Here is a 15,339-nt window from a genome sequence, read left to right on the forward strand (position 1 = left end):
GCTGCGCTTTCAAAAAGGTCCAGCGCAGGTCTTGCTGTTGTCACGGGGCTTTGACACAAGGAGCGCGTCTCTGGCGGGAGGCTAATGCATGTCGCCCAAACGTGTGCGGCGGTTTTTGGGACGACGACATGCATAAAAACAAAGTGCCAACGAGGATTGTCCATCGATGAATGTGGCCCAGAACATTGTCGCCGGCCTCGACCGGATACTGACCATGGAATTGGTGCGCGTCACCGAACGCGCCGCGGTCGCGGCCGCCAGATTGCGCGGACGCGGCGACGAGAAAGCCGCCGACCAGGTCGCGGTCGATGCCATGCGGCAGGAGCTCAACCGTCTTGCCATCAACGGCACGGTGGTGATCGGCGAAGGCGAGCGCGACGAGGCGCCGATGCTTTATATCGGCGAGGAAGTCGGTACCGGCAAAGGCCCGGCTGTCGACATCGCACTCGATCCGCTCGAAGGCACGACGATCTGCGCCAAGAACCTGCCCAACGCATTGGCCGTTATCGCCATTGCCGAAAAAGGCAGCCTTTTGTTCGCGCCGGACGTCTATATGGACAAGATCGCGATCGGCCCGGGCTATGCCGACGGCATCATCGACATCGATGCCTCGCCGGCCGAAAACATCGCCAGCCTGGCCAGGGCCAAGCGTGTGCCGGTGGCGGAGATCACCGCCTGTATTCTCGACCGGCCACGCCATGGCGCGTTGATCGAAGCCGTGCGGGCGACCGGCGCCGCGATCCGTCTGATCGGCGACGGTGATGTCGCCGGGGTCATCCACACCACCGATCCGGACGAGACCGGTATCGATATCTATCTCGGCACCGGAGGCGCGCCGGAAGGCGTCCTCGCAGCTGCCGCCTTACGCTGCACCGGTGGCCAGATGCAGGGTAGGTTGATCCTCGACATGCCGGAAAAGCTGGTGCGCGCCGCCAAGATGGGCATCTCCGACCCCAGACGGATCTACCACACGCAAGACATGGCACGCGGCGACGTGCTGTTTGCCGCGACCGGCGTCACCGACGGCAATTTGCTGGCCGGCGTCAAGTTCGGCCGCAATTTCATCACCACGCACACGATCGTGCTGCGCTCGTCATCGCGGACCGTGCGCGAAATCAAAGCCAGGCACCAGGATCTGGAAAAGTTTTGATTTCGACTCAGTTAGCCGTTGCATATTGTGCGCAATGACAAATTGCAGACGGCGCGCCACGTGACGGGGGAAAGACGCTTTTTCCTCGATGTAAGGCAATCGGCCACCGGCGTTTCCTGGGAACACCGGCTGACCGAGCGCCAGGACATGGCCGCGCTCGCCATCGCGCAAGGTTATGGCGTGCCCGACATCGTGGCGCGCGTGCTGGCCGGGCGCGGCGTCACCGCCGAGCAGACCGAGCGGTTTCTCGATCCGACCATCCGCAACCTGCTGCCCGACCCGGCATCGCTGACCGACATGGACAAGGCCGCCTCTCGCATCGCTCGAGCGGTGATGGCCAGGGAAAAGGTAGCGATCTTTGGCGACTACGATGTCGACGGCGCCGCCTCGTCGGCGCTGCTCAAGCGCTTTCTCGCGCATTTCTCGGTGGCGTCGGAGATCTACATACCGGACCGCATCTTTGAGGGCTACGGCCCCAATCCGGAAGCGATGCGCGACCTCGTCTCGCGCGGCGCGACGCTGATCGTCACCGTCGATTGCGGCACCAACAGTGCTGCTTCCATCGACGCCGCAAAGGCCGCCGGCGCCGACGTCGTGGTGCTCGATCACCATCAGGTCGGCGGGCCGTTGCCGGCGGCCGCTGCGGTCGTCAACCCAAATCGCGAGGACGACCTTTCCGGCCAAGGTCATCTTTGTGCCGCCGGCGTCGTCTTCCTTTGCGTGGTGCAGACCGCGAAGATCCTACGCGGCCGCTTGCCAGATGCCGCACCGCCGGACCTGCTTGCTCTGCTCGATCTGGTGGCGCTGGGCACAGTCTGCGACGTGGTGCCGCTCACCGGCGTCAACCGCGCCTTCGTGGTCAAGGGGCTGCAGGTGGCGCGGCAGCAGAGAAACGAAGGGCTGGCGGCGTTGGCGCGGGTCTCGCGTATAGGCGAGCCGATCAGCACGTTCCATCTGGCCTTTCTGATCGGTCCGCGCATCAACGCCGGCGGGCGCATCGGCGACGCAGCACTTGGCAGCCGCCTGCTTGCAACCGACGACCCGGTCGAAGCCCGCACCATTGCCGAGACGCTGGATCGACTCAACCAGGAGCGGCAGTCGATGGAGCAGGAGATGCTGGCTGCGGCGCGCTCAGAGGCCGACGCCGAGCTTGCCGGCGGCAATGGTCCGGCCATCGTGGTCACAGCCAGCAGCAACTGGCACGCGGGCATTGTCGGCCTGCTTGCCTCGCGGCTCAAGGACCATGCGCGCCGGCCCGCATTTGCCATCGCCTTCAACGCCAACGGTGTCGGTACCGGTTCAGGCCGTTCAGTGTCTGGCTTCGACCTCGGCCGGCTGGTGCGCGAGGCTGCCGATGCCGGGCTGATCCTCAAGGGTGGCGGCCACGGAATGGCGGCCGGCATCACTGTCGAGCGGGCCAAGCTCGGCGAACTCAGGGCTTTCTTCGAAGAGCGCGCGGCGGTGGACGTGTTCCGCCTGCAAGGCGAGGAGAGCTTGGCGATCGACGGTGCGCTTGCCGCCGAGGGCGCGACGCTCGCGCTGCTCGATGCACTTGAGAGGGCAGGGCCGTTCGGCGCAGGGCATGTCGCGCCGGTGTTCGCGCTGCCGCGCCACCGGCTTGTCGATGCGCGGGCGGTCGGCACCAACCACATCCGCGCCGACCTGCAGTCGGAAAGCGGCGGCCGCATCCAGGCGATCGCCTTTCGCGCCGTCGATACCGCGCTCGGCGAATTCCTGTTCAAGAACAGGGGTAAGCCGGTGCATGTAGCCGGCTCGCTGTCGGGCAACCACTGGAACGGCAACCGCACGGTGCAATTCCGTATCGTCGACGCGGCGCTTGCCTGAGAAGCTCGCTGTCCGCTCTGCCTAAGCGAGGACGGTCTGCAGCCGGGTCAGGTCGCCGATCTGCGCCATCGTTGCCTGGTAGCCGATACGAATTGCTTCGTCGGCGCGGTGGAATTCGGTCAGGCCGATATGGCTGAGCTTCGGCTGCAGCGATATGTCCGGCGGGTCGCCGGCCAGCCTGGCGCGCGAAATGCGGTCCTGGATGATGTTGAAGGCCTCTACCATGACGCCGGTGATGCCGAGCCGCGTCTCGCGCGACTGGCGTTCGGGATCGGCGTGGCCGGCCCGCGGCGCGTCTTTCTCGATGACCAGCTCGCCGGCGCTGTGCTTGATCACCGCGGCGCGGCCGAACAGATCGTAGTGAAGGTTCACCGCGACCACGAGCGGCTGCTCGTAGGCACGGCAGACCGAGACCGGCACCGGATTGACCAGGGCGCCGTCAACCAGCACACGCCCATTGCAGGCGACCGGCTCGAACACGCCGGGCAGCGCGTAGGAGGCGCGCATGGCGGTGCTCAACGAGCCGCTCGACAGCCATATCTCATGGCCGGTGCGGATTTCCGAAGCGACGCAGACGAACGGTTTTGGCAGGTCCTCGAAGCGGATGCCGGCTATGTGCTCGCGCAGCCGCGCATCGAGCTTCATGCCACCGAACAGGCCGCTGCCGCGTAGATTGAGGTCGAGAAGGCCAAAAATGCGCCGCCTGGTCAGGCTGCGGGCGAATTCTTCCAACTCGTCGAGCTTGCCGGCAACATAGCAGCCGCCGACCAGCGCGCCGATCGAGGTGCCGGCGATCATCGACACTTCGATGCCGGCTTCGTCAAGCGCGCGCAGCACGCCGATATGCGCCCAGCCGCGCGCACAGCCGCCGCCCAATGCCAGCGAAATCGCTGTTTTGCCCGGAGATTTGGTTTCGGATGCGCCCGCGGCCGAGGAGAGGCCATTCGCCTCCCGAACGTCAGGTCTGTTGCGCAATGACGCCCACTCGAGCATCACAATCTCCCTTGTCCCACGGTCATCCTACAGGCGGGCCGTATCGAAATCATGAATACACGTGGCTGAAGTGCTGCGAATGGTTCATATTGATGGTGTATTGGGCTTTCGATAGGTTTTTTCCGCATCGAACAGCGGCTTGCTGCCGTCGCTGGCAAGCGTCCCTTTGCCATCGCTCAGCCCCACCGTCCGATAAAAGCATGAACGTCGGCCGGTGTGACAAGTTGCTTCATAACCCAGCACTTTGACGCGCAACCATATCGCGTCCTGGTCACAATCCGTGAGCATCTCGACGACCTGCTGGACATTGCCCGAGGTTTCGCCCTTCTTCCACAGCGCGTTGCGCGAACGCGACCAGTAGTGCGCGATGCCGGTCTCGAGCGTCAGCGCCAGCGCCGCGGCATTCATATGCGCGACCATCAGCAGCATGCCGTCTTCGGCATCGGTGACCACGGCGGTGACGAGGCCGCCGGCATCGAAGCGCGGCGAAAGGACCGTGCCTTCCTCAAGCGCCTTCTTGTCTGAGGGAGCTTTCGGGAATTCCAATGCCGACATTCGCCGGTCCTTATTTAACGAAGGTGGGGCGGGTCTGATCAGTTCCGCCGCCGCGCACCATGGTGACGAAGCGGACCTGCTCTTCGGGTGTATCCTTGAAGGCGCCGGTGAAGGTCGAGGTCAGCGTGGTGGAGCCCTGTTTGCGGATACCGCGCATGGCCATGCACATATGCTCGGCCTCGAGCATGACGGCGACGCCGCGCGGATTGAGGACGTCCTGGATGACGCCGGCAATCTGCGCCGTCATCGCTTCCTGGGTCTGCAGGCGATGGGCGAAGATGTCGACGACGCGGGCGATCTTGGACAGGCCGACAACCTTGCCGTCAGGCAGATAGCCGACATGCGCCTTGCCGATGATCGGCACCATGTGATGCTCGCAATGCGAGTGGAAGGATATGTCCTTGACGAGGACGAGGTCGTCATAGCCGGCGACTTCCTCGAAGGTGCGGCCAAGTTCCTCGGCTGGGCACATATCATAACCGTTGAACATTTCGCGGAATGCCTTGGTGACGCGCTTCGGCGTGTCGATCAGGCCCTCCCGGTCAGGGTTGTCGCCGGTCCAGCGCAGCAAGATGCGCACAGCGGCTTCGACTTCGGCCTCGCTCGGCCGGTCGGTGACCGGCTTTTCCATATAGGCGGACCGCGGCATGAGTTTCTTGATAACGGCGTCCATAAAGGCGTCTCCCGTAGTTCCTCTCTCAGGAGGAACGAGTTGAACGGACCACGACCTTTCGGGTGTCAGAAACTCGCCCGGTTTCCAGCCCGTAAGTGGCGTGAACAGAATTGGGCACGACGAGGTTTGTGGTCGCCTTGTCGATACCCGACTACCGCCATTATATATGTTCGTGCCGAGCGAAAGGAAGACGCCAGAGCGGCAATGACTGTTCACTGGGCGGCGACGGATTGGAAAAATATGATCGACGATGTCTACAATGCGAAAATTCTGGGTTTTGCTGGAAACATCGCACGGATCGGCCGGCTCGACCGCCCCGACGCAACCGCACGAGCACATTCCAAGCTGTGCGGCTCGACGGTGACCGTCGATCTGAAAATGGATCATGGCGTCGTCACCGATTTCGCGCATGACGTGAAGGCCTGTGCGCTTGGCCAGGCGTCCTCTTCCATCATGGCGCAGCATGTCGTCGGCGCCAGCGCCGAAGAATTGCGCTGCGTGCGCGAGACGATGCTGAAGATGCTGAAGGAAAATGGCCCGCCGCCCGAAGGCCGCTTCGCCGACCTGAAATACTTGGAACCGGTGCGCGACTATAAGGCGCGCCACGCCTCGACCATGCTGACGTTCGACGCAGTGGTCGACGCCATCGGCCAGATCGAAAAGAAGCGGGCGGAACAGGCGGCTTAAGCCTCGGCAAGGAAACGCCGGCTTTCGGCGAATTCCGCCCGGACCCAGTCGGCAAAAGCTCTGGCCGGCTCTGAAAGGTCATTCAGCCTTCTGGCCACCAGCCAATAGGCGCCGGACGCGACGTCGATGTCGAAAGGCTTGATCAGTGCGCCGGACGCAAGTTCTTCGCCGATCTGCAGAAGATCGCCCAGCGCGACACCATGTCCAAGCAAGGCTGCCTGCTTCGAAAGCGAAGCATCCGCCAGCATCGGGCCGCGCGCAGGCACGGCCTCAGCCGTCACGCCGGCCGCTTCGAACCAGCGCGCCCAAGCCTGACGGTTTTCTTCGTGCAGCAACGTGTAGCGACCAAGGTCGATCGGTTTTTCCAGAGCTGGGCCGGATGCGAGAAGCGCCGGCGACAGGACTGGTGAATCGATGACCGCGGCAAGCTGTTCGGCTTCGCTGCGTGGCCATGAGGTGGCGTGCGCACTGAAGCGTAGGGCAAGTTCGGGCTGATCGCTGCGAAACTCTATCAACCTCGGGTCGACCTCAAGGAAAACGTCGATATCGGGTCGCAACTCGCGAAAGCGGTTGAGCCGCGGCACCAGCCATTCGGATGCAAGCGATGGTTCGACGCTGACACGGACCACGGACTGCGTCTGGGCCGCCGTCAATTCCGAAAGCAGCCTGTCGATGCCCTCGAAACTTCTGACCAACTGGTCGAGCAGCCGCCGGCCGGTGTCGGTCAACTCGACGCGGCGATGATGGCGGAAGAACAAAGGTTGGCGCAGGAAGGCTTCGAGCTCGCGGATCTGGCGGCTGATCGCCGCCTGCGAGACATAAAGCTCCTCGGCCGCACGGCTGAAGCTGAGGTGACGACCGGCTGCTTCGAAGCTTCTAAGCGCCGTCAGGGGGAGGTGTCCGCGCTTCATTCGCATAACTCAGAGTTATCTGACGTGGACGTTATACTCGTTTGAAGGGCAAGGCCAGCGGCGCTCTAATCGGCGCTCAAGGAGTGCTGCCATGATCCAGTTTCTCAACGTTCTGGGCGATGTCGTGCGGATCGTGACGTTTCAATGCCATGACGAGAAACCGCATAGGGATTGGTGCGAGGAGAGGCCGCCGACCAGCGTCGCCGTATCCGGAAGCCGACGCCCGACCGCTACCCGGCTCGCCGTGCCAAGCCATGACGGGTTGCCGGAACGGCATTGCGTTCCTGGCCCGATGCGCACATCTATCGTGTTGAAAAACGTGATGTGGAGACTGCGGTGGTTGGCCAACATCGGCATGCGCACGGCGCCAGGCCGATTCGACAAGGACGCAACTGGCCCGGCCCGTGGCGCAAGACGCCGGGCCGCCTCCTCGGCACGTCGCTCGTCCGCTTCTACCAGCTGACGCTGTCAGGCTTCGTCGGCAATTCCTGCCGGCATCTGCCGACCTGTTCCGAATACGCACATGAGGCGATCGCCCGCCACGGGCTGTGGGCCGGTGGCTGGATGGGGGTTTTCCGGGTGCTGCGCTGCGGACCGTTCGGAACGCACGGCATCGACCCCGTACCGGAAATCCTGGCTGATCGTTACCGTTGGTTCACGCCATGGCGGTACTGGCGGATCGGGAAAAAACGTGGCGACCTGGACAGTTGACCGCAACTGTTCGGTGAACAACCGGACCGCTTTTACGATCTGGTAGGGTTAACCGCAGCTTGCGCGGACATAGCGCATTTAAGACAAAATCGAGACAAGACGCCTCGCTAAGCCGCTCCTGACACCCTTCAGGAGAGATTGCCAAATGCGCCGGATAGATCGTCTTCCTTTCGTTTTCGCCGTGGTTCTCTATGTCCTGGCGTGGCTGTTGGGTTTTCCGATCCGTGCGCAATCGGCGCCGCTCGGGGACGTCGAATGCACGCTGATCGTCGACGCCGCAGGCGGCGAGACGCTGTATCGCGAAGGGACCTGCGATCAGCGCGTCAGCCCCGCCTCCACGTTCAAGGTTCCGCTGGCGCTGATCGGCTACGATGCTGGAATCCTGAGCGACGAGCACGCGCCAAGCTGGGAGTACAAGGCAGAGTTCAATGCGCCGAAACGGGACCGCAAGACCGTCGACCCGACGATCTGGGAAAGGGATTCGGTCATATGGTTCTCACGCGAGATTACGCGCCGGCTCGGCAGCAAACAATTTGCCGGCTATGTGTCGAAATTCGAGTATGGCAACACGGACGTTTCCGGAACTCCCGGCAAGAATGACGGCCTCACCCATTCCTGGGTGAATTCTTCGCTCGAGATATCGCCGGTCGAGCAGGTCGATTTCCTGCGCAAGCTGCTGGCGCGGAATCTGCCGGTCTCGGACAAGGCCCATGCGATGACCAATGCGATTGTCCCGACCTTCCGGGCGGGCGGCTGGACGGTGCAGGGCAAGACCGGGACGACCAGGTTTGGCGACGATGCCGACAAGCGCTCGCTTGGCTGGTTTGTTGGCTGGGCGCAGAAGGATGCTCGCAAGATCGTCTTTGCCCGCCTCGTAGTCGATACGAAACGTTCCGACACGCCGAAGGGGCTCAAGACGCGGGCGATGTTCCTGAAAGAGCTGTCGAATCTCCTCGGGTGACCTAAATCCGGCTTTACGGCGCCGAAAACTGCCCATAAAAGACCGCTCGCCGCCGGACGCATCCGGCTCTTACTTGATGTAAGTCGCAACCCCAAAATCGCTACGCAGTTTTGGGCGACGTGCATTTTACCACCCGCGCTCGTTTGCGGGACTGGATAGGAGAACTTCATGCTGAATTCCGTTTCCCTGACATTTCCCGATGGCTCCGTCCGCGACTACGACGCGGCGATGACCGGCGCCGGCCTGGCGGAATCGATCTCGAAGTCGCTGGCCAAGAAGGCCGTTGCCTATTCGATCGACGGCACGCTGCGCGATCTTTCCGACCCGATCGGCAAGCCGGGCAAGGTCGAGATCATCACTCGCGAGGACCCGCGCGCGCTGGAGCTCATCCGTCACGATGCAGCCCATGTGCTGGCCGAAGCCGTGCAGGAACTTTGGCCGGGTACGCAGGTGACCATCGGGCCGGTGATCGAGAACGGATTCTACTACGATTTTGCCCGCAACGAGCCGTTCACGCCCGACGATTTCCCGGTGATCGAGAAGAAAATGCGCGAGATCATTGCGCGCAACAAGCCGTTCACCAAAGAGGTATGGTCGCGTGAAAAGGCGAAAAGGATCTTTGCCGACAAGGGCGAGCGCTACAAGCTGGAGCTGATCGACGCCATTCCCGAGGATCAGGATCTCAAGATCTATGCGCAGGGCGACTGGTTCGACCTTTGCCGCGGCCCGCATATGGCCTCGACCGGCCAGATCGGCAACGCCTTCAAGCTGATGAAGGTCGCCGGCGCCTATTGGCGCGGCGATTCGAACAACCCGATGCTGACGCGCATCTACGGCACGGCCTGGGCCGATCAGGCGCAGCTCGAAGCCTATCAGACGATGCTGGAGGAGGCCGAGAAGCGCGACCACAGGAAGCTCGGCCGTGAGATGGACCTGTTCCACTTCCAGGAGGAGGGGCCGGGCGTCGTGTTCTGGCACGCCAAAGGCTGGAGGATGTTCCAGAACCTGGTCAATTACATGCGTCGCCGCCTCGACGAGCAGGGCTATCAGGAGGTCAACGCGCCGCAGGTGCTCGACAAGAGCCTGTGGGAGACATCAGGCCACTGGGGCTGGTACCGGGACAACATGTTCAAGGTGACGGTTGCTGGCGACGACACCGACGACGACCGGGTGTTTGCGCTGAAGCCGATGAACTGCCCCGGCCACGTGCAAATCTTCAAGCACGGGCTGAAGTCCTACCGCGATCTGCCGGTAAAACTTGCGGAATTCGGCAATGTGCATCGCTATGAGCCGTCCGGCGCGCTGCACGGGCTGATGCGCGTGCGCGGCTTTACCCAGGACGATGCCCACATCTTCTGCACCGAGGAACAGCTCGCCGACGAGTGCATCAAGATCAACGATCTGATCCTCTCGACCTATGCGGATTTCGGCTTCGACGAAATCACCGTCAAGCTGGCGACCCGCCCCGAAAAACGGGTCGGCACCGACGCGATGTGGGATCATGCTGAGGGCGTGCTGCAGGACGTGCTCGACAAGATCGCGGCGCGGTCGGGCAACCGGATCAAGACGGGCGTCAATCCGGGTGAGGGCACGTTCTACGGGCCGAAGTTCGAATATGTGCTGAAGGACGCCATCGGCCGCGACTGGCAATGCGGCACCACGCAGGTTGACTTCAACCTGCCGGAACGGTTCGGTGCCTTCTATATCGGCTCCGATTCGGAAAAGAAGCAGCCGGTGATGGTGCATCGTGCCATCTGCGGCTCGATGGAGCGGTTTCTGGGCATCCTGATCGAGAATTATTCCGGCCATTTCCCGCTCTGGTTCGCGCCGCTGCAGGTGGTGGTGGCGACGATTACTTCCGATGCCGACGATTACGCGCGAAACGTCGTCGCGCAGTTGAAGGCGGCCGGGCTGATCGCCGAGACCGACCTGCGCAACGAGAAGATCAACTACAAGGTCCGGGAGCATTCGCTGGCCAAGGTCCCGGTCATCCTCGTCTGTGGCAAGCGCGAGGCCGAGGAAGAAACGGTCAATATCCGCCGTCTCGGTTCGCGCGACCAGGAATCGCTTGGTCTCGCAACTGCCGTGAAGCTGCTTGCCGACGAGGCGGTGACACCCGACCGCAAGCGCCGCGCGGCCTGAACCAGCCGACCTGCAATGAATGGCGGTGGAGCGATCCACCGCCATTTTCATATGACTGTTGCGCCGCGCCTATCCGGCAAATCGATCGACGTGCGCTTCGGTCAGGTGCTGAATGAGACGAATTGCTCGAGCGGCTTTACCGGGCTGTCGTCGATCCGGCTCTGGTCGTATGGCGTGGCCACGCGCAGTTGCTGGCGCGACGCATGCGCAAGGCAGCTTAGAGGGCGCGGCTTAGTCGGCGCCTTCCTCGGAATCGATGGCCGAAGCCTCTGTGGCCAGAACCTCGATGTCCTGGTTGTGCCCAGCCACCACCGTAAAATCCTTCTGGTAGATGCGGTCGCGGTTCTTGGCGATGATGGTATAGTCGCCCTCGGCCAGCACCATCGAGGCAAAGGCACCGACGGTTTCCTTGATCGGATCGCCGGATTCGTTCAGCAGCGACCAGGAGGTGTCGGCGATCGCCTCGCCGCCCGGTTCGCGCACCAGCTTCATGGTCATCTCGGCCGCACGGTGCTCGACGGTCGCTTCGGTGAGCTTGCCGGCCTCGACGCGGATGTCGGAGCGGATGACCGCGTTCACCGCACCATAGGTCGACACAACGTGGTAGGTGCCGGCATTGAGCCGCACGACGCTGTTCGGCTCGACATCGGGTATGATCAGGGCGCGATCGCCGTCGGCCGCGGCGTGGCTCTCATAGATCGAGAAGCGCAGCTTCTTCGGTGGTATGCGTACCCCGCCGGACAGCACGGCATCAAGCTTGAGGCCGCCTGCATCGAGCACGAGGCTCTCGCGCTTGGCTTCCTTGCCGACGGTGATGCGCTTGGTGGCGCCGGCCCGCCCGTAGGAGGCGTGGACCAGATACGAACCCGGCTCGAGCTGGAACACGGCGGTACCGCCATGAGCCGAGGCGACCATCGGCAGCTTGCCGTCGCTGGCCGATTCGGGCTTGAAGACGCGCCAGACGATGCCGCGCGTGATGTCGGCGCCCTTGTCGGTCAATTGCGCTGACAGCGTGATTGCCCCGCTGCTCCCCAACGCCAGCGATGTCTCGCTTTTCGGAGGCGCATAGCCCGAAATTCCGGGAAGTTTCAGCTCGCCGAGGCCGTCCACATCCTGGGCGACGGCGAGCGAAACCGGCACCATCAACAGTGCGGCAGCGAGCCATATCAGGAAAAGACGCAATGTCCCCTCAAACATGCCTTGCGTTGAAGCCCAAGGCGGTGGCAATTTCAAGGCTTAAGAGTCCGGTCGGCTTCTGCTACAGGGCTCTTTGTCCGGCGCGCTGCGCCAATGCCCAAGCCGCCCGATGTCCCGATGGTGCGCTTCAGCTCAAATTCCAGGAGACTTGCGCCCATGGCGTCGCCAATCATCGATTTTCTGCTGACCCGAAATTCCGCGCCGATCCCAGATTTGAAAGAGCCGGCACCGGGCGATACCGAGATCGCGACGATGATCGCCGCCGCCTCGCGGGTGCCGGACCACGGCCGGCTGGAGCCCTGGCGTTTCATCCTCTATCGCGGCGAGTCTCGCATCGAGATCGGCAAGAAGCTGGCGGCACTTGCCGAGCAGCGCGAAGGACCGCTGCCGGAAGGCCGTCGCAACCAGGAATTGGCGCGCTTTTCGCGGGCGCCGCTGGTTATCGGCGTGATCTCGATCCCCAGGGAAAATCCAAAGATCCCGCAATGGGAGATGTTCCTGTCCGGCGGCATGGCCGCGATGAACCTGATGCTCGCTGCCAATGCGCTGGGCTACGGCACCAACATGATCAGCAACTGGTATTCCGACGTGCCCGAGGGCAGGGCGATCCTCGGCCTGGCGCCACATGAGCGGGTCGTAGGCTTCGTCCACATCGGCTCCTACCAGGGGCCGGCACCGGAGCGGCCACGGCCCGATCCGGCAAAGCTCTATGCCGATTATTCGGGGCCGTGGGTGGGATAATTTCGGCGCGGAACAGACCTAAGCGCCAAGCCCAGCTACCCTGGCCCGCGCCAGGAGCCGCTCGGCGAGCTTGAGATGCGGCCGGTCGTACATCTTGCCGTCGATGCCGACGACGCCGGGGTTTCCCGCCGCCTTAAATGCCTCGACGATCGCCAGGGCGCTTGTCACCGCTTGCGCCGAAGGCGTGAAGGCGGCGTTGATGGCCGGCACCTGCGCCGGATGGATCGCCATCTTGCCGGTGAAACCGTCGCGCTCGGCCTCTGCGCATTCGGCCTCGAAGCCCGCCATGTCGCGAAAGTCCGGAAAGACGGTGTCGATTGCCGCGACTTCCGCGGCACTTGCGGCAAGCATGGTCACGGTGCGGGCGAGGCGGAACACATCCGTGTAGCGGCCATTCGCGTCGCGCGTCGCGCGCGCGCCGATCGCCGCCGACAAATCTTCCGCCCCCCAGGTGACGCCGACAAGCCGCGCGCTTGCACGGGCGTAGGTCGCTGCGGCCAAGACCCCTGCGGCCGTTTCTGTGATGATCGGCAGGATCTTTATAGCTCCATCGGGCAGGCCGCTTTCAGCTTCGTGCACCCTGAGCTTGGCCGAGAGATGCTGGACATCCAGTCCGCTGTTCGACTTAGGCAGCATGATGCCGTCTGGTTTTGCCGGCACGAGCGCCGCCAGATCGTCGTCGGTCAGTCCGGTCGAAAGATCGTTGACGCGCACATAGATCGCGGAGCTGGTTTGGTGCCTGTGCCCGGCGATGAAACGCGCCGCTGTGTCGCGCGCCAGCCCCTTGTTCTGCGGGGCAATCGAATCCTCGAGATCGACGATGACCACGTCGGCACTCACGCCAAAGCCCTTTTCCAGCTTCTTTTCCGAATCGCCGGGGACGAAGAGCAAAGAACGCATCGGCTATGCCTTTTTCATCATCATGGCTTGCCTCGTGCATTTGGCAACCAGCACGTCGTTCTGGTTATAGGCGCGATGCTCGAACTCGACGATACCGCGGTCCGGTTTGGACCTGGAATCGCGCACCGAAACCACCGTGGTCTCGACGCGAATGGTGTCGCCGTGGAAGACGGGGTGCGGAAACACTGTCTCCTTCATGCCGAGATTGGCGATGGTGGTGCCGACGGTGATGTCGTTGACTGAAATGCCGATCATCAGGCCCAGCGTGAACAGCGAATTGACCAGCGGCTTGCCCCATTCGCTCTTGGCGGCGAAATCGAAATCGATGTGCAGCGGCTGCGGGTTCAGCGTCATCACCGAAAACAGCATATTGTCGCTTTCGGTCACGGTCTTGCGCAGCGTGTGCTTGAACACTTGGCCGACAGCGAACTCCTCAAGATAAAGCCCGGCCATGGTCGATCTCCTCTGCTGCCTAAGGGTTGATAGGCGTTGCATACCGGGCTCGCAAGCCAGTTAACGAACATGGTGAACCGTTCGTAAACCATTTGTGCCTACGGTCGCGACAGGGGCCAGAAGCGTTCTGGCAAAGGGCGTAAGCAGGCGACATGGTCGTTTCGCATTTCCTGAAATGGATCCACACGGCGAAGGTGTCGGAGCGCGTTGCAGCGGCAAGCGCACTTGCTCGCGCCTATGTCGATTCGGACCTGCCTTTCGAGGACCGCTGCGCTGCTGAGGCGGCGCTGACATTGCTGCTCGATGACGCATCGTCGAAGGTGCGACTGGCGATCGCCGACCCGCTTTCCATGAGCCATCATGCGCCGCCGCAGATCGTCAGCGCGCTGGCCTCGGACCAGCCGGAAGTCGCAGCCCTGGTGCTGGCGCGGTCGCCACTGCTTACTGATGCCGACCTGATCGATCGGGTTGCCGGCGGCCAGAAAGCGACGCAGAAGGTGATCGCCGACCGGCCGCGGGTGTCGATGTCGGTTGCGGCGGCGATCGCCGAGATCGGCGAGCCGGAGGCCTGCACCACGTTGCTCGCCAACAGCGGCGCCGACATCGCATCGATCAGCTTTCGGCGCATGGCCGAGCGGCACGGCCATCTGCCTCTGGTGCGCGAGGCGCTGATTGCCGACGCGCGCCTGCCCGCCGATTGTCGGCATTTGCTGCTGGTCAAAGTGGGCGAGACGCTCAAGGGCTCGCCGCTGGTGCTGGGGCTGATGGGCGCCGCAAGAGCCGAGCGCGTCACGCGCGATGCCTGCGTCAAGGCTTCCGTGACATTGATCGAAGGCACGCGTGCCGAGGAACATACAGCGCTTGTCGAACATCTGCGTCTGCGCGGTGACCTGACCGCAAGCTTCGTCATCCGCACCATCGCGCACGGCAAGGTCGACTTCTTTGGTTCGGCCCTGGTCGCGCTCAGCCAGCAATCCGAACAACGGGTGAGAGCACTGCTGGCCGGCGGCCATGACGTGGCGCTGCAGGCACTGTTCCGCAGTGCCGGGCTTGCCGCCGCCACCCACGCCATCATCCTGCGCGCGCTGAAGGTCTGGCGCGAGGTCGCCAATGGCAAACGCCTCGCCGGCGTGCAGGAAGTCAGCTGGCTGATGCTGAAGGAATTGGGCGGGCAGTCCGCCGCGGGCGATCTCGCCGGGCTGATCAAGTCGATCCATCTCGACGCGTTGCGCGAGAACGCGCGCGGGCACGCGCTGGCGATCGCGGCTGCCTAAAGCAATTCCAGGAAAACTGTGAAGCGGTTTTCCGTCCGGAATTGCTTTAGAACAAAGGAAAGAGCGGTTCGGCGTTTCCGTGAACGCTGAACCGTTCCAGGCCTCGTCCTTCGCGAAAATATCCGGGTAGCAACAACCGCCGTCTG

15 protein-coding genes are annotated in these 15,339 nt (G+C 63.0%); 8 read left to right on the forward strand and 7 right to left on the reverse strand.

All coding sequences use genetic code 11. The features are described from left to right. The first annotated feature begins 166 nt into the window (after window positions 1-166). Both glpX and recJ read left to right on the forward strand, forming a co-directional pair. Window positions 167-1,150 carry a class II fructose-bisphosphatase gene (gene glpX / locus NKI79_RS29915; protein ID WP_352806696.1) on the forward strand — a complete coding sequence of 328 codons (984 nt, stop codon included), beginning with the start codon at window positions 167-169 and terminating at the stop codon, window positions 1,148-1,150. A gap of 60 nt (window positions 1,151-1,210) precedes the next feature. After that, window positions 1,211-2,995: a single-stranded-DNA-specific exonuclease RecJ gene (gene recJ / locus NKI79_RS29920; protein WP_352806699.1), complete on the forward strand. Its 1,785-nt coding sequence runs from the start codon at window positions 1,211-1,213 to the stop codon at window positions 2,993-2,995. Between the two features lie 21 nt (window positions 2,996-3,016). On the opposite strand, the gene NKI79_RS29925 is transcribed toward recJ, so the two are convergent. From NKI79_RS29925 to folE, 3 genes are all read right to left on the reverse strand, one after another. Beyond that, window positions 3,017-3,988 (reverse strand): patatin family protein, encoded by a 972-nt coding sequence (locus tag NKI79_RS29925; protein ID WP_254818362.1) that lies wholly within the window; start codon window positions 3,986-3,988, stop codon window positions 3,017-3,019. Window positions 3,989-4,072: 84 nt separating this feature from the next. Beyond that, window positions 4,073-4,543, reverse strand: coding sequence for a phosphoribosyl-AMP cyclohydrolase (gene hisI, locus NKI79_RS29930; RefSeq protein ID WP_352508754.1), 471 nt, complete (start codon window positions 4,541-4,543; stop codon window positions 4,073-4,075). 10 nt (window positions 4,544-4,553) lie between these two features. Then, entirely contained in the window at window positions 4,554-5,216 is a 663-nt protein-coding gene (folE, locus tag NKI79_RS29935) for a GTP cyclohydrolase I FolE (protein ID WP_254818364.1), read from the reverse strand. Window positions 5,217-5,456: 240 nt separating this feature from the next. Between folE and NKI79_RS29940 the strand changes: the two genes are divergently transcribed. Beyond that, a complete protein-coding gene (locus NKI79_RS29940; RefSeq protein ID WP_352806703.1) occupies window positions 5,457-5,903 on the forward strand; it encodes an iron-sulfur cluster assembly scaffold protein in 447 nt (148 codons plus the stop codon). Here the strand turns inward: NKI79_RS29940 and NKI79_RS29945 are convergent. After that, window positions 5,900-6,814 (reverse strand): LysR substrate-binding domain-containing protein, encoded by a 915-nt coding sequence (locus NKI79_RS29945; RefSeq protein WP_352806706.1) that lies wholly within the window; start codon window positions 6,812-6,814, stop codon window positions 5,900-5,902. The two genes, NKI79_RS29940 and NKI79_RS29945, sit on opposite strands and share 4 nt — an antisense overlap. Before the next feature lie 336 nt (window positions 6,815-7,150). Between NKI79_RS29945 and yidD the strand changes: the two genes are divergently transcribed. From yidD to thrS, 3 genes are all read left to right on the forward strand, one after another. Further along, window positions 7,151-7,525, forward strand: coding sequence for a membrane protein insertion efficiency factor YidD (yidD, locus tag NKI79_RS29950; protein WP_352806737.1), 375 nt, complete (start codon window positions 7,151-7,153; stop codon window positions 7,523-7,525). Between the two features lie 145 nt (window positions 7,526-7,670). Beyond that, window positions 7,671-8,486, forward strand: a complete 816-nt coding sequence (gene blaOXA, locus NKI79_RS29955; RefSeq protein WP_352806709.1) for a class D beta-lactamase — start codon at window positions 7,671-7,673, stop codon at window positions 8,484-8,486. Between the two features lie 168 nt (window positions 8,487-8,654). Then, window positions 8,655-10,628 carry a threonine--tRNA ligase gene (thrS, locus tag NKI79_RS29960; RefSeq protein WP_352806712.1) on the forward strand — a complete coding sequence of 658 codons (1,974 nt, stop codon included), beginning with the start codon at window positions 8,655-8,657 and terminating at the stop codon, window positions 10,626-10,628. Window positions 10,629-10,859: 231 nt separating this feature from the next. Here the strand turns inward: thrS and NKI79_RS29965 are convergent, their stop codons facing one another. Continuing rightward, complete coding sequence (locus tag NKI79_RS29965; RefSeq protein WP_352466968.1) at window positions 10,860-11,825, reverse strand: RgsD C-terminal domain-containing protein; 966 nt, start codon at window positions 11,823-11,825, stop codon at window positions 10,860-10,862. Window positions 11,826-11,981: 156 nt separating this feature from the next. On the opposite strand from NKI79_RS29965, the gene NKI79_RS29970 reads away from it, so the two are divergent. Continuing rightward, window positions 11,982-12,566 carry a nitroreductase family protein gene (locus NKI79_RS29970; RefSeq protein ID WP_352479752.1) on the forward strand — a complete coding sequence of 195 codons (585 nt, stop codon included), beginning with the start codon at window positions 11,982-11,984 and terminating at the stop codon, window positions 12,564-12,566. A gap of 18 nt (window positions 12,567-12,584) precedes the next feature. Here the strand turns inward: NKI79_RS29970 and NKI79_RS29975 are convergent, their stop codons facing one another. Together NKI79_RS29975 and NKI79_RS29980 are read right to left on the reverse strand one after the other, a co-directional pair. Then, entirely contained in the window at window positions 12,585-13,466 is an 882-nt protein-coding gene (locus NKI79_RS29975) for an HpcH/HpaI aldolase/citrate lyase family protein (protein WP_352806714.1), read from the reverse strand. Window positions 13,467-13,469: 3 nt separating this feature from the next. Next, on the reverse strand, window positions 13,470-13,919 hold the full coding sequence (locus NKI79_RS29980) for a MaoC family dehydratase (protein ID WP_352479750.1): 450 nt from the start codon (window positions 13,917-13,919) through the stop codon (window positions 13,470-13,472). 152 nt (window positions 13,920-14,071) lie between these two features. On the opposite strand from NKI79_RS29980, the gene NKI79_RS29985 reads away from it, so the two are divergent. Continuing rightward, a complete protein-coding gene (locus tag NKI79_RS29985) occupies window positions 14,072-15,193 on the forward strand; it encodes a DUF2336 domain-containing protein (RefSeq protein WP_352806717.1) in 1,122 nt (373 codons plus the stop codon). Window positions 15,194-15,339: the final 146 nt, after the last annotated feature.

Source organism: Mesorhizobium sp. M0340 (genome assembly GCF_040321535.1).
Taxonomy (GTDB): Bacteria; Pseudomonadota; Alphaproteobacteria; order Rhizobiales; family Rhizobiaceae; genus Mesorhizobium.